General features: G+C 67.1%; 21 protein-coding genes and 1 pseudogene. 12 read left to right on the top strand and 10 right to left on the bottom strand.

Going from position 1 to position 18,417, the window contains the following annotated elements:
• Positions 1-46: 46 nt before the first annotated feature.
• On the bottom strand, positions 47-343 hold the full coding sequence (locus tag PT015_RS02930) for a hypothetical protein (protein WP_285188683.1): 297 nt from the start codon (positions 341-343) through the stop codon (positions 47-49).
• Positions 344-952: 609 nt separating this feature from the next.
• Between PT015_RS02930 and PT015_RS02925 the strand changes: the two genes are divergently transcribed.
• Positions 953-1,930: an IS481 family transposase gene (locus PT015_RS02925; protein WP_285187520.1), complete on the top strand. Its 978-nt coding sequence runs from the start codon at positions 953-955 to the stop codon at positions 1,928-1,930.
• Positions 1,931-1,948: 18 nt separating this feature from the next.
• Here the strand turns inward: PT015_RS02925 and PT015_RS02920 are convergent, their stop codons facing one another.
• The 3 genes from PT015_RS02920 to PT015_RS02910 form a co-directional block, all read right to left on the bottom strand.
• Positions 1,949-2,176, bottom strand: coding sequence for a hypothetical protein (locus PT015_RS02920; protein ID WP_285188681.1), 228 nt, complete (start codon positions 2,174-2,176; stop codon positions 1,949-1,951).
• A 182-nt stretch (positions 2,177-2,358) separates the two neighbouring features.
• A complete protein-coding gene (locus tag PT015_RS02915) occupies positions 2,359-2,733 on the bottom strand; it encodes a DUF732 domain-containing protein (protein WP_285188680.1) in 375 nt (124 codons plus the stop codon).
• Positions 2,733-3,179 carry a DUF732 domain-containing protein gene (locus PT015_RS02910; protein ID WP_285188679.1) on the bottom strand — a complete coding sequence of 149 codons (447 nt, stop codon included), beginning with the start codon at positions 3,177-3,179 and terminating at the stop codon, positions 2,733-2,735. Before PT015_RS02910 ends, PT015_RS02915 begins: the two co-directional genes overlap by 1 nt.
• Between PT015_RS02910 and PT015_RS02905 the strand changes: the two genes are divergently transcribed.
• The 4 genes from PT015_RS02905 to PT015_RS02890 all read left to right on the top strand — a co-directional run bounded on the left by PT015_RS02905 (position 3,180) and on the right by PT015_RS02890 (position 5,540).
• Complete coding sequence (locus tag PT015_RS02905; RefSeq protein WP_285188677.1) at positions 3,180-3,665, top strand: SRPBCC family protein; 486 nt, start codon at positions 3,180-3,182, stop codon at positions 3,663-3,665.
• A 57-nt stretch (positions 3,666-3,722) separates the two neighbouring features.
• A complete protein-coding gene (locus PT015_RS02900; RefSeq protein ID WP_285188675.1) occupies positions 3,723-4,436 on the top strand; it encodes a Clp protease N-terminal domain-containing protein in 714 nt (237 codons plus the stop codon).
• A gap of 67 nt (positions 4,437-4,503) precedes the next feature.
• Positions 4,504-5,010: a hypothetical protein gene (locus tag PT015_RS02895; RefSeq protein ID WP_285188672.1), complete on the top strand. Its 507-nt coding sequence runs from the start codon at positions 4,504-4,506 to the stop codon at positions 5,008-5,010.
• A complete protein-coding gene (locus PT015_RS02890) occupies positions 4,998-5,540 on the top strand; it encodes a GNAT family N-acetyltransferase (RefSeq protein WP_285188671.1) in 543 nt (180 codons plus the stop codon). The genes PT015_RS02895 and PT015_RS02890 overlap by 13 nt, the downstream gene beginning before the upstream one ends.
• Here the strand turns inward: PT015_RS02890 and zapE are convergent.
• A complete protein-coding gene (gene zapE / locus PT015_RS02885) occupies positions 5,530-6,555 on the bottom strand; it encodes a cell division protein ZapE (RefSeq protein ID WP_285188669.1) in 1,026 nt (341 codons plus the stop codon). The two genes, PT015_RS02890 and zapE, sit on opposite strands and share 11 nt — an antisense overlap.
• A gap of 34 nt (positions 6,556-6,589) precedes the next feature.
• On the opposite strand from zapE, the gene PT015_RS02880 reads away from it, so the two are divergent.
• The 5 genes from PT015_RS02880 to PT015_RS02860 are packed head-to-tail and all read left to right on the top strand — an operon-like array spanning position 6,590 to position 11,440.
• Positions 6,590-7,378: a pyrimidine reductase family protein gene (locus PT015_RS02880; protein ID WP_285188668.1), complete on the top strand. Its 789-nt coding sequence runs from the start codon at positions 6,590-6,592 to the stop codon at positions 7,376-7,378.
• A gap of 19 nt (positions 7,379-7,397) precedes the next feature.
• A complete protein-coding gene (locus PT015_RS02875; RefSeq protein WP_390887920.1) occupies positions 7,398-8,966 on the top strand; it encodes an alpha/beta fold hydrolase in 1,569 nt (522 codons plus the stop codon).
• A 26-nt stretch (positions 8,967-8,992) separates the two neighbouring features.
• Entirely contained in the window at positions 8,993-10,291 is a 1,299-nt protein-coding gene (aftC, locus tag PT015_RS02870; RefSeq protein ID WP_285188665.1) for an arabinofuranan 3-O-arabinosyltransferase, read from the top strand.
• A gap of 9 nt (positions 10,292-10,300) precedes the next feature.
• Positions 10,301-10,711, top strand: coding sequence for a peptide-methionine (R)-S-oxide reductase MsrB (msrB, locus tag PT015_RS02865; RefSeq protein WP_285188663.1), 411 nt, complete (start codon positions 10,301-10,303; stop codon positions 10,709-10,711).
• Positions 10,712-10,735: 24 nt separating this feature from the next.
• Positions 10,736-11,440, top strand: a complete 705-nt coding sequence (locus PT015_RS02860; RefSeq protein WP_285188661.1) for a GNAT family N-acetyltransferase — start codon at positions 10,736-10,738, stop codon at positions 11,438-11,440.
• Here PT015_RS02860 and PT015_RS02855 read toward each other — a convergent pair.
• The 5 genes from PT015_RS02855 to PT015_RS02835 form a co-directional block, all read right to left on the bottom strand.
• On the bottom strand, positions 11,437-12,189 hold the full coding sequence (locus PT015_RS02855; RefSeq protein ID WP_285188658.1) for a class I SAM-dependent methyltransferase: 753 nt from the start codon (positions 12,187-12,189) through the stop codon (positions 11,437-11,439). The two genes, PT015_RS02860 and PT015_RS02855, sit on opposite strands and share 4 nt — an antisense overlap.
• A 21-nt stretch (positions 12,190-12,210) precedes the next feature.
• Positions 12,211-12,906, bottom strand: coding sequence for a hydrogen peroxide-dependent heme synthase (gene hemQ, locus PT015_RS02850; protein WP_285188656.1), 696 nt, complete (start codon positions 12,904-12,906; stop codon positions 12,211-12,213).
• Between the two features lie 5 nt (positions 12,907-12,911).
• On the bottom strand, positions 12,912-14,285 hold the full coding sequence (locus PT015_RS02845) for a protoporphyrinogen oxidase (RefSeq protein ID WP_285188655.1): 1,374 nt from the start codon (positions 14,283-14,285) through the stop codon (positions 12,912-12,914).
• Positions 14,282-15,331 (bottom strand): uroporphyrinogen decarboxylase, encoded by a 1,050-nt coding sequence (gene hemE, locus PT015_RS02840; RefSeq protein ID WP_285190895.1) that lies wholly within the window; start codon positions 15,329-15,331, stop codon positions 14,282-14,284. Before hemE ends, PT015_RS02845 begins: the two co-directional genes overlap by 4 nt.
• An 83-nt stretch (positions 15,332-15,414) precedes the next feature.
• A complete protein-coding gene (locus PT015_RS02835) occupies positions 15,415-16,764 on the bottom strand; it encodes a DUF2254 domain-containing protein (RefSeq protein WP_285188654.1) in 1,350 nt (449 codons plus the stop codon).
• A 121-nt stretch (positions 16,765-16,885) separates the two neighbouring features.
• On the opposite strand from PT015_RS02835, the gene PT015_RS02830 reads away from it, so the two are divergent.
• On the top strand, positions 16,886-17,698 hold the full coding sequence (locus tag PT015_RS02830) for an enoyl-CoA hydratase/isomerase family protein (RefSeq protein ID WP_285188653.1): 813 nt from the start codon (positions 16,886-16,888) through the stop codon (positions 17,696-17,698).
• Between the two features lie 81 nt (positions 17,699-17,779).
• Positions 17,780-18,417, top strand: a pseudogene (locus PT015_RS02825) (DUF3000 domain-containing protein).

Here is an 18,417-nt window from a genome sequence, read left to right as displayed (position 1 = left end):
CGCGGGCGGTCGAGAATCGGCCGCCCGCGCACACACTAAGTAGCACTCAGCCGGCGATCTGCGCCTGAGCCATCGCGTTCGAGGCCTGGTCGGGGCAGTGCTCACGAATTGTGTTGCCGGTCAGGACTCCCGCGTTGGTCGCGTTGTATCCGCGGGATTCAAGGGTGGTTTCGATGGCGGCGAGACCGGTGCCGCCACGCAGCGCGGCACAGATGTCGTAGCGGGAATCAATTGCGGCACCCTGGGCGGGGGCGGCGAGTGTCAGGGCTGCAATCACAGCGGCCCCGCCGGCCAGAAGAGATGTGCGAATCATGCCGTGCCCGTTGGTATTCGTGCGACTCATGTCACCCTCGCTGGTGTCGAGGTCACCTTCTTGTTTAGTGGCCGTTGTCGTCTACCAACGCCCGGACTACCCGAAGGCTGCCCGATTCGGACCTAAGGTGACTGAGCTCACGGAAAGCAGGCGAATCGGCCATCGCGGCAGGCATCTCTGCATAAGCTGGACCACGCCCACCGAGGGCGCCGGATCTCCTAGGGAAGCCTGCGATGACGACGATTTTCTGCCGGTCGATGACGATCATCGCGACGGTCTCGATCCCGCTTACCGTCACGGCACTCGCGACTTCGCCAGTGAGCTCAGCGGGCTGCGACCCAAATTGGGCAAGGAACGTCAGGACCGGTGAGTGTCATCCGCAACCGGCTCCGCCCGACTGGTATGTGGTGCGGCCCGCGTACGCGCCGCCTTACGCGCCGGTCGATGTTCCGCCGCCGCCTTCCCCACCCTGGTGGGCACAGCAACAACACCCGGTCTGGGACCAAGGCTCGCAGAATTGGGTCTGGGTCAGGTTCTAGCTGTACTCGGCGGACACGTTGGTGACGGTTGTTGATTGAGAGGAGGACCTCCGGGCTTAGTGGAGATATCTGACGTCTTCACGACCACACGGAGGTCCTCGTGTCCCACGCTAATGCCCGTTTGACCGTTCACGGCCGCGCTTTGCTCGTCGATCGAATCATCGGTGGTCGACGACCGGTTGCCCATGTCGCGGCCGAACTGGGTGTTTCACGACAGTGCGCGCATCGCTGGGTGCGGCGTTTCCGCGAGCTCGGATCGGCGGGTTTGGCGGATCGATCGTCACGGCCGCAGCGGTGCCCGCGCCGTACGGCACCCGAGATCGAAGCTCAGGTGATCGCCCTGCGTCTGCGCGAGCGCCGCGGCCAAGACTGGATCGGGGCCGAGCTTGGAGTCTCGCCGCGCACCGTCAGTACGATCCTGCGACGCCACCAGGTGCCGTATCTGCGTGACTGTGATCCGCTCACCGGCACACCAATCCGCGCATCGAAAACCACCGCGGTCCGCTATGAACGAGCACGACCTGGCGAGCTAATCCATATGGACGTCAAAAAGATTGGCCGCATCCCGGCCGGCGGTGGATGGAAGGCCAACGGCCGGGCTGCCGGAGATACCTACGCCCACAAGGTCGCCGGCACCGGATTCGATTACGTGCACTCAGCTGTCGATGACCACTCCCGTTTGGCGTATTCCGAGATCCTTGCTGACGAGAAAGGCCAAACGTGCGCGGCGTTTCTCACCCGGGCCGCCACGTATTTCGCGGCGTACGGCGTCACCAGCATCGAGCGCGTCATCACCGACAACCACTTCAGTTACCGGCGATCAGCCGCCGTGGCCGACGTGATCGCCTCGCTCAATGCCACGCACAAATTCATCCGTCCGCATTGCCCTTGGCAGAACGGCAAAGTCGAGCGCTTCAACCGAACCCTGCAAACCGAATGGGCCTACCGCCAGATCTTCACCACCAATGACGCCCGCAGCGCAGCCCTTGCCCCCTGGCTTGACCACTACAACAATCAACGACGCCACACAGCACTCGGAGGCCAACCCCCGATCAGCCGACTGACAACAACGTCTTAGCCGAGTACATCTAGCCGTTCAGAAGCGCTGCGCGCGGCGACGGACCTCGATCCGCCCCGGCGCCCGGTAGGCGTACTGGCCGTGGCGGCGGCCCTGCCAGGCGCCGTCGCGCGGCACCAGATGCTGGACGGCGAGCGCGGCTTCGGCCTGACTCGGCGCCACCACGGCGTCGACGAATTGGCCCTGCGGCGTGGTCAGGTACCACACATCGCCAGTCTGCTTCTTGAGAATGTGAGTCATCGGCACGCAATCACCTCGCGATACTGAAGGAATAGAGGAAATCGCGTGCGTTCTGAGCGACTGCGCAGTACTACCCCGGTCACGCACTTCTAAACGCTCACCGCAAAGCCATTGCATGACAATGTCATTCGACGCTGGAGCTTGTGAACGCGGCGCATCACCTGCGCGAACCCCCGCCGGCCGTCGAGCTACTGCTGCGCGCCGCCCGATGCTCCCACTCCGCCGTCCGGCTGCCGAGACGGGCCGCCGCCGTCTTTGAGCCGCTGCAGGTATTGCGGGCAGTAAGCGCTCGACGCGATGGCAGTGAACTTGGCGGCGTTGACAGTCGTGACTCGCGAATTCTGTTGCATCACAAGCTGAACCACGTCGAACTGTGACTTGCCCTCGTCCATCAACGCACACGCCGACTTCGCCGCCTCGACGGCATTCTTGGGGTCGTTGAAGCCGATGCCGGCCTTGGTCAGCGCGTCGACAAAGCTGGCGTCGACACCGGGGTCGGCGCCCACCGGGATCGCCAGACTCAGCGCCACTGCGACGCCGAGCCCGGCCAGAAGACTTCGCATCAGCCCGCCGGCATCGGCGACGGAGGGGACGGCGAGTCGGCGGCACGCCGGAGGTGCTGCGGGCAGTACGCGCTGGCGGCGATTGCCGTGAACTGAGCCGCCCTGGTCGTATCCAGACCCGGATTCTGCCTCGTCACGAGCTGGACGACATCGATTTCCGGGCGACCCTGGTCCATCATTCCGCAGGCGGACTTCCCGGCCTTGATCGCGCCGGTTTCGCTCTTGATCGTGATGCCCGCCTTGGTCAGGGCGTCCAGGAAGCTCGCGTCAAGACCCGGGTCCGCACCCGCCGAGGTGACCGGCCCGAGCGCGACCAGGCCCAGCGCGGCAACCCCCAGCACCCGCACCGTCAGATGTGTCATCGGTCCATCGTCGCGCACCTCGACGTCTTTGTCGCGATCACCGAAGCGCCACATCGACTCCGCAGTGCTGCCAAGATCGGACAAATGGCCGACAGAATCGAAGTCCAGCGCACGATCGCCGCCCCGCCCGCCGACATCTTCGCCGTCCTCTGCGATCCGCAAGGGCACGTCGCCATCGACTCCTCCGGCATGCTGCAGGATGCCGACGGCGCATCGGTGGCAGCGGCCGGGGACAGCTTCGTCGTGCACATGGACCGTGAGGCACTCAACGACTTTCCCGAGCTCGGCAGGTACGACGTCACCGTCACCATCGAGGATTTCGAGCAGGACCAGCTGATCGCCTGGACGGTGCTGGGCCAGATCCGGCCGCAGATCGGCCATGTGTACGGCTATCGGCTGGAGCCCGACGCACAGGGCGACGGTACCCGCGTCACCTCTTTTTACGACTGGTCGAACATCGACGAAAAGTGGCGCGAGGCAAAGATTTTCCCGGTGATCTCCGAAGGCGCACTGCGGGCGTCACTGGGCATCCTGGACCGCACGGTGCGGCGCGGATATCCGAAAGCCTGACCCACCCGCGTCAACGTCAAGTTGACGTCGCTGCTGCGTCAACCTAATGTTGACGATATGGCGCAACCTCAGCCCGTCCGCCTCGACGAGATGATCAACACGATCAAGACCGTGCACACCGACGTGCTCGACCAACTCAGCGACGCGGTGCTGGCGGCGGAACATCTCGGCGAAGTCGCCGACCACCTGATAGGCCATTTCGTCGACCAGGCCCGGCGCTCGGGCGCCTCCTGGACCGACATCGGCAAGAGCATGGGCGTGACCAAGCAGGCCGCCCAGAAGCGCTTCGTGCTGCGCGCCGAGACTACGACGCTCGACCCGAACGGCGGCTTCGAGCGCTTCACACCTCGCGCCCGCCAATCCGTGATCGCCGCGCAGAAGTCGGCTCACGAGGCCGGCAACGATGAAATCACACCTGACCACCTGATTCTCGGCGCACTGAGTGACCCCGAGGCACTGGTCACCAAGCTGCTGCGCGCGCAGCGCGTCGACCCCGAGTCACTGCGCACGTCGATCACCTTGCCTCCCGCCGCCGCGAAAATGCCCGCCCTCATCCCGTTCAGCGGCTCCGCCCGCAAAGCGCTCGAGCTGACGTTTCGGGAAGCACTTCGCTTGGGGCACAACTACATCGGCACGGAGCATCTGCTGCTCGCGTTGCTCGAACTCGAAGACGGCAGCGGTCTGCTGCACCAGGCGGGCGTCGACAAGACCCGGGTCGAGACCGATCTGGCCGCCGTGCTGGCCTCGCTGGCCGCCGGCAAGAAACGCTGAGCGTTGCACAACCCGGCAACGTGCGAGGCACGGTGTGCCATCATGCGATGACCGCTGAGGAGGAAAGATGCACCGCTACCTGGTTGCCGTGATTGCCGTCATCGCGGCCACATTCATCGCGGTCCCCCGCGCGTCCGCCGGCGACGCACCGATCGGCCACCTCGGCGACACGTTGCGCGTCGACACCGGCAAGATGATCGCCGACGTCACGGTGACCAGCGTGCAGCCCGTCGACCCGCCCCCCGGTTTCGGCTACAACCGCGTGGGCGTCCCGGTCAAGAGTTTCCCGAACAGCGCGGTGATGCGCGCCGACGTGGCGATCCACGCGGTGCGGGTGCCCAACCCGTACCAGATGGTCACCGACTTCACTTTCGACGGCGTGACCCCGTTCGGTGACGCGTACAAATCCCGCGCATCCGACGCACCCGACGCACTAGACGCCGCGCTGACGAACGCGCCGGCCGGCGCCATCGTTCGCGGCGGGGTCTATTGGGAGGCCTACCGCGATCCGGTCTCCACTGTCGTTTTGCTGGACAAGAAGACGGGGTATCACTTAGCGCAGTGGAACCTGTAGTTCGTCTGGCCACGACGGACTCCGTCGACGCCGTCGAACTCGCCGCCGTCGCCGCGCGCACCTTCCCATTGGCCTGCCCTCCCGCGGTCGCACTCGGAGACATCGCCTCGTTCATCGACGCCAATCTCTCCGACGTGCGCTTCAGTGAGTACCTGGCCGACCCACGGCGGCTGATCTTCACCGCCGGTAATGACGGCGACATCATCGGCTACGTCATGCTGGTCGACGGCGTGAGCGACGACCCCGAAGTGCAACAGGCCGTACGGCTTCGGCCCGCCATCGAGCTGTCCAAGATGTATGTGCTTCCGGCACAGCATGGTTCGGGCGCGGCGGCGGCATTGATGGCTGCCGCACTCGCCGCTGCGAGTGAGCGCGGCCGACGCTGCGTCTGGCTGGGAGTCAACCAGAACAACGAACGCGCACAAAGCTTTTACACCAAGCATGGATTTACCGCCAGTGGTCACAGAAGCTTTCGGCTTGGCGCCCACACCGAGAGCGACTACGTGATGGTGCGCCCGATCACGCGGTGACGGCGGCGCTGAGCGCCAACAGGCGCGAGGTGGCCCGCAGGTACTTCTTGCGGAATCCACCGGCAAGCATCTCCCGGCTGAATACGTGGTCGAGCCTCTCCCCCGATGCCAGCACCGGAATGCCGGCGTCGTAGAGCCGGTCGGTCAGCGCCACCAGACGCAGTGCCACGTTCTGATCCTCGATCAAGTGCACACCCGTCAGGCAGACGGTCGTGACACCGTCGATCAGCGCCAGGTAGCGCGACGGGTGCATGGTGGCCAGATGGGCGCAGAGCGCGTCGAAGTCGTCGAGCGTCGCGCCCGCCACCGTCGCGGCGTGGGCAGCCACCTCGTCGTCGGACGGCGGGCGCGGCGCCGGCGCCAGGTCGCGATGTCGGTAGTCCGGTCCCTCGATCCGCACGACGTCGAAAATGGCTGCCAGCGTGGTGATTTCGCGCAAGAAATCCTGGGCGGCGAAGCGGCCCTCGCCCAGCTGCTCGGGCAGCGTGTTGGAGGTCGCGGCCACCGACACCCCGCGCTCGACGAGCTGTGCGAGCAGCCGCGAGATCAGCGTGGTGTTGCCCGGGTCGTCGAGTTCGAACTCGTCGATGCACAGCAGCGTGTAATTACCGAGCAACTCGACGCATTCAACGAAACCGAATACCCCGGCCAGCTGCGTAAGTTCCATGAAGGTCGCAAATGCTTTGCCGTGCACTGCATCATCGGGAACCTGGCGGTACGCAGCGGCCAGCAGATGCGTCTTGCCGACACCGAAACCGCCGTCGAGATAGAGCCCCACACCCGGCAATACCTCGCGCCGGCCGAGCAACTTCCGGCGCCCGGCGCGCCGTTCAATCGTCCGCTCGCAGAACTGTCGGCAGGCCTGCACGGCGGCCGACTGGCTCGGCTGGGCCGGGTCGGGCTGGTAGCTCGTGAAGCTCGCGTCGGCGAAGGTCGGCGGGGGGGTCAGCTGCGCGACCAGCCGTTCCGGCGAGACGGTCGGCTGCCGGTCGACCAGACGAGCAACCCCCTGCATGCACGCACCCTATCGACGTGTTGCAATCAAGCACATGGCTGACCATTCAGCTGACGATTCCGGCGCGGTGCAGATGCGTCTGCTGGGCGCCGAACGCGCCATCGACGGCGGCGAGCTGGCCGAGCTGTACAGCTACCCCGCCGACCACGACGGTGTGTGGTTGCGCGCGAATTTCATCGCCAGCCTCGACGGCGGCGCGACCTTCGGCGGCAAGTCCGGACAGCTGGGTGGTCCCGGCGATCGCGCGGTGTTCGGCGCGCTCCGGGAGACCGCCGACGTCATCCTGGTCGGCGCCGGCACCGTGCGCACCGAGGGCTACGCCGGGGCGCGGCCCAATGTCGCCGCGCGGCAACACCGTCAGGCCCGGGGGCAGAGCGAGGTGCCGCAGGTGGCGATCGTCTCCCGCTCCGGTCGTCTCGAGCGCGACATGCCGGTGTTCACCCGCACCGAGGTGGCGCCGCTGGTGTGCACCTGCACCGTGGCGCTCGACCACACCCGTCGCACCCTGGCCGATCTCGCCGAGGTGGTCGACTGCTCGGTCGGCGACCCCGAGAGCGTCGACTCCGCCGCGGTGCTGGGCGCGCTGGCCGAGCGCGGCCTACGGCGGGTGCTGACCGAGGGCGGCCCGATGCTGTTCAGCTCGTTCGTCGCGCGGAATCTGCTCGACGAACTGTGCCTGACCATCGCGCCGACCCTGGTCGGTGGCAGCGCCGGGCGGATCGCCACCGGCCCGGAGCAGGTTCTGACGGGGATGCGGCGCGCGCACATCCTGTCCGACGACGACGGCTACCTGTACACGCGCTACGTGCGCAGCGACGCCTGACGATCCGCCAATCGCTACTGTGGTCGGCATGAACAGGCGCGCCGCACTCGCCACGTCGCTGCTCGTGGTGACCGCCGTGGTGGCCGGCTGCGCGCCCGGATTGGCCGCCAATCCCCGGTTCGCCACCAACGCCGGCGCCCGGCCGCAGGGCAAACCGACGAAGACGACCACCCCCAACGGCCCGGCTCCGATCGCCAAGCCGAAGAACGAATTGCCTTGGCACGACTGCACATCCAAGGAATTCACGCAGGCCGCCGCGCCCGCTCCCGCCGGCGTCAAGCTGGAGTGCGCGACCTACGACGCTGACCTCGACCCGGTGAACGGCGCGGCCGGATCGTTGAGCATCGGCGTGGTGCGGGCTCGCGCGAGCGACACCCCCGACGACGCCGGGCCGCTGGTGTTCACGACCGGGTCGGACCTACCGTCGTCATTGCAACTGCCCGTGTGGCTCGCCCGCTCGGGCGCTGACGTGCTGAAAAGCCACCCCATCGTCGCCGTCGACCGGCGCGGCATGGGCACGTCCAGCCCGGTCGACTGCCTGGAGCAGTTCGATCGTCAGGAGATTCACGACCAGGCGCAGTTCGAGTCCGGCAACGACCCCGTCGCGAACCTCGCCAACATCGTGCAGACCTCCACCACCAGTTGCACCGACACCATCGCGCCGGGCGACTCGGCCTACGACAACACCCACTCCGCCACCGACATCGAGCGGCTGCGGAGCATTTGGGACGTGCCCGCGCTGGCGCTGATCGGTATCGGCAACGGCGCCCAGGTGGCGCTGTCGTACGCCAGCGCACATCCGGACAAGGTCGCGCGGCTGGTCCTGGACTCCCCGCTCGCCCTAGGCGTGGGCGCCGAGACCGCAGCCGAACAGAAGGTCAAAGGCCAGCAAGCGGCACTCGACGCGTTCACCAAACAGTGCGCCGCCGTCAACTGCCCGCTGGGACCGGACCCGAAAGCCGCCGTCGGCGACCTGCTCGACGCCGCCCGCTCCGGGCGGGGCCCCGCCGGCGCCTCCGTCGCCTCGATCGTCGCCGCCATCACCACGTCACTGGGCTACCCCACCGGCGATCGGATCGGCACCACCAACGAGTTGGCCACCGCGCTGGCCAACGCCCGCGGCGGCGACACCAATCTGCTGGCCGGCATCATCAACCGGGCCGACGGCACCACCGGCTCCGACGGCCAGTTCGTCAACACCTGCAGCGACGCCATCAACAGGCCCACCCCCGACCGGATCCGCGAACTGGTGGTCGCCTGGGCCAAGCTCTACCCGCAGTTCGGCACCGTCGGGGCACTCAGCCTGGTCAAGTGCGTCTCCTGGCCGAGCACGACGCCGCCGCAGCCGCCCAAGAAACTCTCCGTCAACGTGTTGCTGATGGGCGTGCAGGACGACCCCGTCGTCGGGTCGGAGGGCGTCTCGGCCACGGCGGCCACCATCATCAACGCCACGGCCGCCAGCAAGCGAGTGATGTGGCAGGGCATCGGCCACGGCGCCAGCATCTACTCGTCGTGCGCGGTCCCGCCGCTGATCGGCTACCTCAATAGCGGCACCCTGCCGGCCACCGACACCTATTGCCCTGCCTGACTCTTCAGGCCGTATAGGGTTCGCTCGTGACGCGAGCCATCTTTGCTCCCCGCATCTCCGCGCCGAGCACCGCCGACGTGCTGCGCGCGGCGCTGTGGCCGGTGGCCATCCTGGCGGTCATCCATCGCACCATCGTGGTGACCACGAACGGCAACATCACCGACGACTTCAAGCCGGTCTACCGCGCCGTCCTCAATTTCCGGCACGGCTGGGACATCTACAACGAACATTTCGACTACGTCGACCCGCACTACCTGTACCCGCCCGGCGGCACGTTGATCATGGCGCCGTTCGGCTATCTGCCGTTCGCCGAATCGCGGTACCTGTTCGTCGCGATCAACAGCGCCGCGATCGTTCTCGCGGCGTACGTACTGCTGAAGATGTTCAAGTTCAGCCTCAGCTCGGTGGCCGCGCCGGCATTGCTTCTGGCGATGTTCTGCACCGAATCCGTTACCAACACACTGGTTTTCACCAACATCAACGGCGTCATCCTGTTGTGCGAGGTGTTGTTCCTGCATTGGCTGCTGGATGGCCGGACCAGTCGGCAGTGGTGGGCGGGCATCGCGATCGGCCTGACGCTGGTGGTGAAGCCGGCGCTGGGCCCGCTGCTGTTGCTGCCGCTGCTGAATCGGCAGTGGCGCTCGTTGGTGCCGGCCTTCCTGGTGCCGCTGGTCTTCAACCTGGCCGCGTGGAAACTGGTCGTCAATCCCGGCGACTTCATCACCCGCACCGTGCCCTACATGCTGGGCGTCCGCGACTACTTCAACAGCTCGATCGAGGGCAACGGCGTCTATTTCGGGCTGCCGTTCTGGCTGATCCATCTGCTGCGAATCCTGTTCACGCTGTTGGCCATTGGCAGCCTGTGGCTGCTGTACCGCTATTACCGCACCCGCGATCCGTTGTTCTGGTTCACCACCTCGTCGGGCGTGCTCCTGCTCTGGTCGTGGCTGGTGCTGGCCCTGGCGCAGGGCTACTACTCGATGATGCTGTTCCCGTTCTTGATGACGGTGGTGCTGCGTAATTCGGTGATCCGCAACTGGCCGGCCTGGTTGGGCATCTACGGGTTCCTGACGATGGACCGCTGGCTGCTGTTCAACTGGATGTTCGCCGGGCGGCCGCTGGAGTACCTCAAGATCACCTACGGCTGGTCGCTGTTGCTGATCGTGACGTTCTGTGTGCTGTTGTTCCGCTACCAGGACGCCAAGGCCGACGGGCGGCTCGACGAGGGCATCGATCCGGCGTGGCTGACGACTGAGCAACCGCGCGGCGCGGTGATCGCGAGCGCGGCGGAGCCGGGCGCGGCGGGTCAGCGCAATCAGGGTTAGCGTGGAGGCATGACCACTTCCCAACCTCGGGTCCAGCTCAGCGACGACGAATGGCGCAAAAAGCTCAACCCGCAGGAGTTCGACGTGCTGCGCCGCGCCGGCACCGAGCGCCCCTTCGTCGGTGAGTACACCGACACCAAGACCGAGGGCGTCTACAACTGCCGCGCCTGCGGAGCAGAATTGTTCCGCAGCACCGAGAAATTCGAGTCGCACTGCGGCTGGCCGTCGTTCTTCGATCCGGCCGACTCCGACGCGGTGATCCTGCGTCCTGATCACTCGATGGGCACCACCCGGGTCGAGGTGCTGTGCGCCAACTGCCACAGCCACCTGGGCCACGTGTTCGAGGGCGAGGGCTACCCCACCCCGACGGATCAGCGCTATTGCATCAACTCGATCTCGCTGCGCCTGGTTCCGTCCTGAGCGTCGCTGTCCCCGCGAGCAGACGTGAGTGATCCCGCGCTGCTCGACGATCCCGTCTGGCACGCCCTCACCGGACCGCATCGCCGATTCGCGGTGGCCGGCGAACATCCGGGACGCGCCTGCCGGTACCGCGTCGACGTCGCTCCCTTCGGCGCTGTGCGCGATACGGCCGATCCCCACGCATGGCGCGAACTCGCCGACCTGTGCGGCCCCGGCGGGCGCGCCGCGCTCGAAGCCCCCGAGGTGATCGAAACGCCGACCGGATGGGCGACGGGCACCGTATTCGAGCTCGCCCAGATGATCGCTCCCGCCAACGGCCTAACCATCGGTGATACGACGGAAACCGTTGTCCCGCTTGATAAGCGCAATGCCGCCGAGATGATCGCGCTGGCCGAGCTGACCAGGCCGGGACCGTTTCTGACGTCCACCGTCGAGTTGGGCGGCTACCTCGGGGTGCGGCGCGAGGGCCGCCTGGTCGCGATGGCGGGCCGCCGGATGCACCTGCCCGGCTGGATCGAGATCAGCGCGGTCTGCACCCATCCGGATCACCGCGGGCAGGGCCTGTCGCGGTTGCTGATGGCAACCGTCGAGACCGCGATCCGGCGCACGGGGCACCGCGCTTTCCTGCACGTGCTGCACGAAAACACCCGCGCCATCAGTATTTATCGCGGCCTGGGGTTCACCACTCGCGCCGACATGACGATGACCGTGGCGCACCCGGAAGGCTAGTCGACGCGAGTGGCGTGCACTTCCCAGAACGGAGCATGCACGCGTCCGTCGGTCAGCCACGGCTCGATGGCACGGAAGCGCTCGGCGACCGACTCCATCTCCGCAGCGCGTTCGGGAGCGCGCCGGAGCATCTCGTCGAAGTTCTGCGCGCTCATGTTGATCTGGTAGGTCGTCGGCCCCAGATAGGTGATGTCCCAACCGGCGTCGGGCAGGACGTCGCGGAAGTCGTTCTCCGACAGCGACCGTGGCATGTGGAATCCGTTGACATTGCCCACACCGAACTCGAACATGAACAGCCGGGCCCCGGGTTTTGTCGCCCGGTGCAACGCACGGGCATAGGACCTCTGCAGCTCCGGTTCGGTCGAAAAGGTGTGGTAGAAGGCGCAATCCACGACGGTGTCGAAGCGGTTGTCCAACCCGTCCAGCTTCGTCGCATCGGCCAGCTGGAAATCCACCGACACCCCGGCCTTGGCCGCATTCTCGCGGGCGCGCACGAGCGCGGTCTCCGAGCCGTCGATGCCGGTGGCCGAATAACCCCGCGCGGCATAGTAGATGGCGTGATGGCCGGGCCCGGTTCCGGGATCGAGCACCTCGCCCCGGATAGCGCCGAGCGCTTCGAGTTGCTGTACTACCGGCTGCGGTCCACCGATGTCCCACGGCGTTGCGGCAGGCAGGCCGTGTGCGACCCGGTCGTCGCGGTACATCTCCTCGAAGCGGGCGGGATCGGTCGGATCGAATTGGGCCGTCATATGTCTCCCTCTGCAGCCGAGTCAGGGCAGCGAATTGACCAGTTGCTCGACCGGAACCCGCGGCCCGGTGTAGAACGGCGTTTCCTCGCGCGTGTGCCGCCGGGCGTCGGTGGCCCGCAGTTCTCGCATCAGGTCGACGATCCGGTGCAGTTCTGGCGCTTCGAACGCCAGCAACCACTCATAGTCACCGAGCGCGAAAGCCGGCACGGTGTTGGCCCGGACGTCTTTGTATTCGCGCGCGGCCATGCCGTGTTCGGCGAGCATGCGGCGACGCTCCTCGTCGGGCAGCAGGTACCACTCCAAGGACCGCACGAACGGGTAGACGCAGATGTAGTTGCCCGGCTCCTCGCCGGCCAGGAACGCCGGAACGTGGCTCTTGTTGAACTCGGCCGGCCGGTGCAGCGCGACGCTGCTCCACACCGGCGTCGACGCCCGGCCCAGCGTGGTAGTGCGACGGAAGTCGGAGTAGGTGGTCTGCAGGGCCTCGACGTGTTCGGCGTGCGTCCAGATCATGAAGTCGGCGTCGGCCCGTAAGCCGGCCACGTCGTACAGACCGCGGACTACCACGCCGCCCTCTTCGCGCTGCTTGAAGAAGGTGGCGGTCTCGTCGACGATCCCGTCGCGCTGGTCCCCCAATTCGCCGGGCCGCACCGAGAACACCGAGAACATCAGGTAACGAACGGTCGAGTTGAGAGCGTCGTAGTCCAGGCGAGCCATGGGATCTATCGTGCCACGGGCGTTTCGACCGCCCGGACCGCGGCAGCGGCGGCCCGGCCGGCCGCCCCGACACAGGCCGGCACGCCGATCCCGTCGAGGTAACTGCCGGCCACCTGCAACGTCGGCGGCAGCCCGGCGCGCAACTCGGCCACCAGGTCGCGATGACCCGGACCGTATTGCGGCATCGCGTCCGGCCAGCGCTGCACAAGCACGTCGACCGGTTCGACGGCCAGGCCGAACACCATGGCCAGGTCTTCCAGCGCCCACGCCAGCAGCTCGTCGTCGGAGGCGTGGGTCGCCAGATCGTCGCCGAAGCGCCCGAACGACAGCCGCAACAGCTCCACGTCGGTCCGTCGCCCCCACTTGCGCGACGACAATGTTATTGCCTTGGCGCGCAACCGTTCTCCGCTGGCCACCAGGACGCCCGAATTCTGTGGGAAGTCGATTCCGCGCGGCACCGCCATCGCGAGCACCGCCGACGACGCGCTCTCGATCCGGCGCGCGGCCGCCGCCGTCTGCGGGGCGATGCCGTCGACCAACCCGGCCAGCCGCGCGGCCGGGACGGCGAAGATCACAGCGTCGGCGTGCCATTGCGCGCCCGCGCCGTCGCGCAGAGACCAGCCCCGCCCGTCGGCTTCGACACCGGCGATCGCGGCCCGCGCCCAATTGATCCGGCCCTGGCGCACCAACTCCTCGACCAGGACCGTGTATCCCCCGCCGACCGCGCCGAAGATGGGTCCGGACGACACGCTGGTCAGCGCCTGGCGAACCGCGTCGGTCACGCTGCTGGCGCCGGCGTCCAGGCCGGTGGCCAGCGTCGGAGCCGCAGCGCGCAGGCCGATGGTGGCCGCCGACCCCGCGTAGACCCCGCTCAGCATGGGATCCACCGATCGGGCCACCACCTGCTCGCCGAACCGGTCGACGAGCAGGTCGGCGACGGCCGGATCGGCGCCCGGTTGCCAATTCAGTGGCTGGTCCGGCTCGGCGGCGATCCGCGCCAGCGTGGCGTCGTTGACCAGACCGGCCATCGACTCCGCCGACGACGGGATGCCGTTGAGAGTGCCGGTCGGCAGCGGGTGCAGCCGGTCCTGGCTGTAGATGAGCGGCCGTGCCCCGGTGGTGCCCAGTTGCTCGTTGGCCAGGCCCAATTCGGCCAGCAACGCGGGCATTTCGGGCCGGCGCACGACGAAAGCCTCGGCACCGACGTCGACCGCAACCCCGCCGACGCGCTCGGTACGCAGCACGCCGCCGAGCCGGTCGGCCGGGTCGAACAGGGTGATGCTCGCGTCGTCACCGACGTTCTGACGCAACCGGTACGCGGCGGTCAGTCCTGAAATACCCCCGCCGACAACGCAATACGAATGCTGGGCCGGTGTCATAAGGAGTGGATCAGCGCTACCAGGTCGGTGAGGATGGCCGGGTCGGTCTCCGGCAGCACGCCGTGGCCGAGATTGAAGACGTGCCCGGCGGCACCGGCGTCGACGGCACGTCGCCCATCGTCGACCACCGTGCGGGCGGCCCGCTCCACCGTCGGCCAGCCGGCCAGCAAGACCGCGGGATCGAGGTTGCCCTGCAAGGCTTTTCCGGCCTCGACGCGACCCGCGGCGTCGATCAGCGAGGTGCGCCAGTCGACACCGACCACCGTCGCGCCGGCCGATGACATCGCGCCGAGCAACTCAGCCGTCCCGACGCCGAAGTGGGTCATCGGAACGCCGTGATCGGCCAGCGCGGCGAACACCCGCGCACTGTGCGGCAGCACCAGGCGGCGATAGTCGGCCAGCGACAACACCCCGGCCCACGAGTCGAACACCTGAATCGCGTCGATCCCGGCATCGAGTTGCACCCGCAGGAAGCCGATCGTCAGGTCGGTCAGCTTCTCCATCAGCGCATTCCAGATGTCGGGCTCGGCCAGCATCATCGCCTTGGTCTTGGCGTGGTTGCGACTCGGACCACCCTCGACCAGGTAGGACGCCAGCGTGAACGGCGCCCCGGCAAAGCCGATCAGTGGCACCTGGCCCAGTTCGCGCACCAGCAGCGAGACCGCGTCCGCGACCGGTTGCACGCCGGCCGGATCGAGCGGTTGCAGTGTCTCGACGTCGGCGGCCGTGCGCACCGGCGCCGCGATCACCGGCCCCACATCGGCGACGATGTCCACGTCGACCCCGGCGCCGCGCAGCGGAACGACGATGTCGGAGAACAGGATTGCGGCATCGACGTCGTGCCGGCGAATCGGCTGCAGCGTAATCTCGGTGATCAGCTCGGCGTTGAAGCAGGCCTCCATCATGGTGTTCTGCTTGCGCAACTCGCGGTATTCCGGCAGCGAACGGCCGGCCTGACGCATGAACCACACCGGCACCCGGTTGGGCTTGCGGCCCGCGGCCGCAGCCAGATACGGAGATTCGGGGAGCGTGCGACGGTCACTCATCAGGATCAATGCTGCCACGCCCGGCCGACCGCCGGGTGCGGCGGGCGGGCCGAGGGGCGGCAGCGCCGAGCGATGGTCGGCGGTCAGCACACTGGCGCTCTTGCGCCATAGCTCTCCGAGACGGCGTTGTACCGGAGTTCGACCGCCGCACGGTCACCGTGCTCGGGTACCGTCTCGGCACACGCACGCTGGATCATGTTCGCCTGATCGATCAGGATGTCGGCGTGGCGGGGGTCGGTCGTCTGATCCATGATCGCCTTGAGCGCCTCGAGTTGGCGCATGTACAACGCGGGCATACCGTTGCTGGCTTGGCGGATCTTGTCGAAGGATCGCTGCATGAGATTTTCGTAGCTCACCTGCTCACAGATGACGCGGATGCGCCCGGTGCTGTCACGGTAGGCCTGATCCGGCGTCCACACCCGGGACAGTTGGCACAACGTGTTGCCGAGCCAATCGACGCACGTCATTGCTGTGTAAGTGTCGTTGACCGCCGGCGACAGTGCGCGGATGGCAATCTCGACCAACTGGTCGATGGCGAAGGCGGGATCTTGAGCAAGCGTCCGAACCGGGCCGGTGATCAGCGCGCGCTTCAAGCAGCGGGTTACTTGATCGGCCGCGTGCGGCGGCCACACGCCGACTAACTCACTGCCTTCGACCAGGAAGTTGCCGGGCCGGCAGGGCACATGGATCACCCCGTCGAACTCCGACGCCATCTGGACCAGCATGTCGTGGCGAATCGCTTGTAGGTAGCCACCTTTCGGCGTGGGCACGACCGATCCCGCCGACGCGACGGTGGCGACGAGCTCGCTGACTTCTTGAAGGTCATCCAGTTCAGGTCGCCTTCGCATCGGTATGTCTGGCCGTCGGACCTTGAGGTAGCGCGCAAGGTCGCCGGCAATGTTGGCGATGACGAAAGGAAGCTGGATCGCAACCGCGATGTGGTGCAGAAAGTAGATGAGCACAGCCAGATCGAGTAGCACCAGCCCGAACACCATCGAAACCGAGAAGTGCGGCACGAACTCGCCGTGTTCCGCCGGACCGATGGCCAACAACACCAGCACGCAATACACCGCTGTCGCGACGAAGGTGCCAAGCGTCAGTTGCGTACCGCGATCGCGGATGAAGTTGCGCAGCATCCGTGGGCCGAACTGGGTGGATGCGAGCGTGAGAGTGACGATGGTGACCGAGAAATTGATACCGATCACGGTCATGATCGCCGCCGCGACCGCCAACAGAATCTCGCGAGCCGTGTCGGCGCTGCCCGCCTCGACCCAGGCGGGCAGGGTGAGCGTGTGATGGTAGACCGCCCGATCGACTTGCAGAGTTCCCCAGAACAAAGCGACCGCGGCCACTACCTCCATACTCGGTATCAGCCAGAAATTCGTCCACAGCACCTCGCGTCGGTACTGCGACAATCTCACCGTCGATCGCACTAAATGAGAGTAGCCATCAGATCGGAAACGCGCTGGGTACGGCGCTCTCTGCGGGCTGGGCCTCCACCCGTGCGTAGTCTCGTCGTCGGTAATGCCCGCGAGCCAGTCGTCAGGAGCCCGGATGCCCGTCAGCCACCCGCCAGTCAGCTACGACGAGTTCCCCAGCCTGCGCATCGAACGCGCCGACCACGGCGTGCTGCACGTCATCCTCGACTCCCCCGGGCTCAACTCCGTAGGCCCGCAGATGCACCGCGACCTCGCCGACATCTGGCCGGCGATCGGGCGTGACCCCGAGGTGCGCGCGGTGCTGGTCCGCGGCGAAGGCAAGGCGTTCTCCTCGGGCGGCAGCTTCGACCTGATCGACGAGACCATGGGTGAGCACGAGGGCCGGCTGCGCATCATGCGCGAGGCCCGCGACCTGGTGCTGAACATGGTCAACCTGGACAAGCCGGTGATCTCGGCGATCCACGGGGCGGCGGTGGGCGCCGGCCTGGTGGTCGCACTGCTGGCCGACGTCTCGGTGGCCGGCCGCAACGCCAAGATCATCGACGGGCACACCAAGTTGGGCGTGGCCGCCGGCGATCACGCCGCGATCTGCTGGCCGCTGCTGGTGGGTATGGCCAAGGCGAAGTACTACCTGCTGACCTGCGCGCCGCTGTCTGGTGAGGAAGCCGAGCGCATCGGGCTGGTCTCGCTATGCGTCGACGACGGCGAGGTACTCGAGACCGCGAACCGCATCGCCGACGAGCTCGCACAGGGCGCGCAAGCGGCCATCCGGTTCACCAAACACAGCCTCAACCACTGGTACCGGTCGGCGGCGCCCGCCTTCGAAACGTCGCTTGGCCTGGAGTTCCTGAGCTTCGGCGGGCCCGACGTGCGGGAAGGTCTGGCCGCCCACCGCGAGAAGCGTCCGGCACGTTTCACCGCCGATTAGTGATCGCCCTCCGAGCACCTGCCGGACCGGAACGGCGCGCCTGTGTCCGGGTGTCGCCGGATAGGTCTAGCGTCAAACGCTGTGAACCGCCAGCAACGTTGCGAGGCGGATCGACGCGACGAGGAGGTGCGGCGCCCATGACAGCAGCCGAGCCCGCCCCGTTTCGTGAGGCAGTGGAGGCGATGAGCGGCGCGACCGTGCGATCGGAGATCGAGCTGGGCCCCATCCGGCCGCCGCAGCGGCTCGCGCCCTACAGCTACGCCCTCGGCGCCGAGGTCAAGCGGCCCGAAACCGACATCGTGCCGGAGCGCTCCGACGGTGACGCGTTCGGCCGGCTGATCCTGCTGTACGACCCGGAGGGCGCCGACGCGTGGGACGGCACCATGCGGCTGGTCGCCTACATCCAGGCCGACCTCGATTCCAGCGAAGCCGTCGACCCGCTGCTGCCCGAGGTCGCCTGGAGCTGGCTGGTCGAGGCGCTGGACGCCCGGGCCGAACAGGTCACGGCGCTCGGCGGCACGGTCACCGCGACTACCTCGGTGCGCTACGGCGACATTTCCGGACCGCCGCGGGCGCACCAGTTGGAGCTGCGCGCGTCCTGGACCGCACTCACCACCGACATCGGGACGCATGTCCAGGCGTTCTGCGAGGTGCTCGAGCACGCCGCGGGTCTGCCGCCGGTCGGGGTGACAGATTTGGGCACCCGGTCGCGCGTCTGA

This window comes from Candidatus Mycobacterium wuenschmannii, from assembly GCF_030252325.1.
GTDB classification, from domain to species: domain Bacteria; phylum Actinomycetota; class Actinomycetes; order Mycobacteriales; family Mycobacteriaceae; genus Mycobacterium; species Mycobacterium wuenschmannii.
This window is presented reverse-complemented; position numbering and strand designations above follow the sequence as displayed.

Bases quoted from the DNA above. Each gene is read 5' to 3' on its own strand.
- PT015_RS02880 (WP_285188668.1), top strand. From the start codon at position 6,590: ATGGCTGACCATTCAGCTGACGATTCCGGCGCGGTGCAGATGCGTCTG.
- PT015_RS02830 (WP_285188653.1), top strand. From the start codon at position 16,886: ATGCCCGTCAGCCACCCGCCAGTCAGCTACGACGAGTTCCCCAGCCTG.
- PT015_RS02845 (WP_285188655.1), bottom strand. From the start codon at position 14,285: ATGACACCGGCCCAGCATTCGTATTGCGTTGTCGGCGGGGGTATTTCA.
- PT015_RS02915 (WP_285188680.1), bottom strand. From the start codon at position 2,733: ATGCGAAGTCTTCTGGCCGGGCTCGGCGTCGCAGTGGCGCTGAGTCTG.
- PT015_RS02905 (WP_285188677.1), top strand. From the start codon at position 3,180: ATGGCCGACAGAATCGAAGTCCAGCGCACGATCGCCGCCCCGCCCGCC.
- PT015_RS02930 (WP_285188683.1), bottom strand. From the start codon at position 343: ATGAGTCGCACGAATACCAACGGGCACGGCATGATTCGCACATCTCTT.
- zapE (WP_285188669.1), bottom strand. From the start codon at position 6,555: ATGCAGGGGGTTGCTCGTCTGGTCGACCGGCAGCCGACCGTCTCGCCG.
- PT015_RS02900 (WP_285188675.1), top strand. From the start codon at position 3,723: ATGGCGCAACCTCAGCCCGTCCGCCTCGACGAGATGATCAACACGATC.
- msrB (WP_285188663.1), top strand. From the start codon at position 10,301: ATGACCACTTCCCAACCTCGGGTCCAGCTCAGCGACGACGAATGGCGC.
- PT015_RS02855 (WP_285188658.1), bottom strand. From the start codon at position 12,189: ATGACGGCCCAATTCGATCCGACCGATCCCGCCCGCTTCGAGGAGATG.
- PT015_RS02895 (WP_285188672.1), top strand. From the start codon at position 4,504: ATGCACCGCTACCTGGTTGCCGTGATTGCCGTCATCGCGGCCACATTC.
- hemQ (WP_285188656.1), bottom strand. From the start codon at position 12,906: ATGGCTCGCCTGGACTACGACGCTCTCAACTCGACCGTTCGTTACCTG.
- hemE (WP_285190895.1), bottom strand. From the start codon at position 15,331: ATGAGTGACCGTCGCACGCTCCCCGAATCTCCGTATCTGGCTGCGGCC.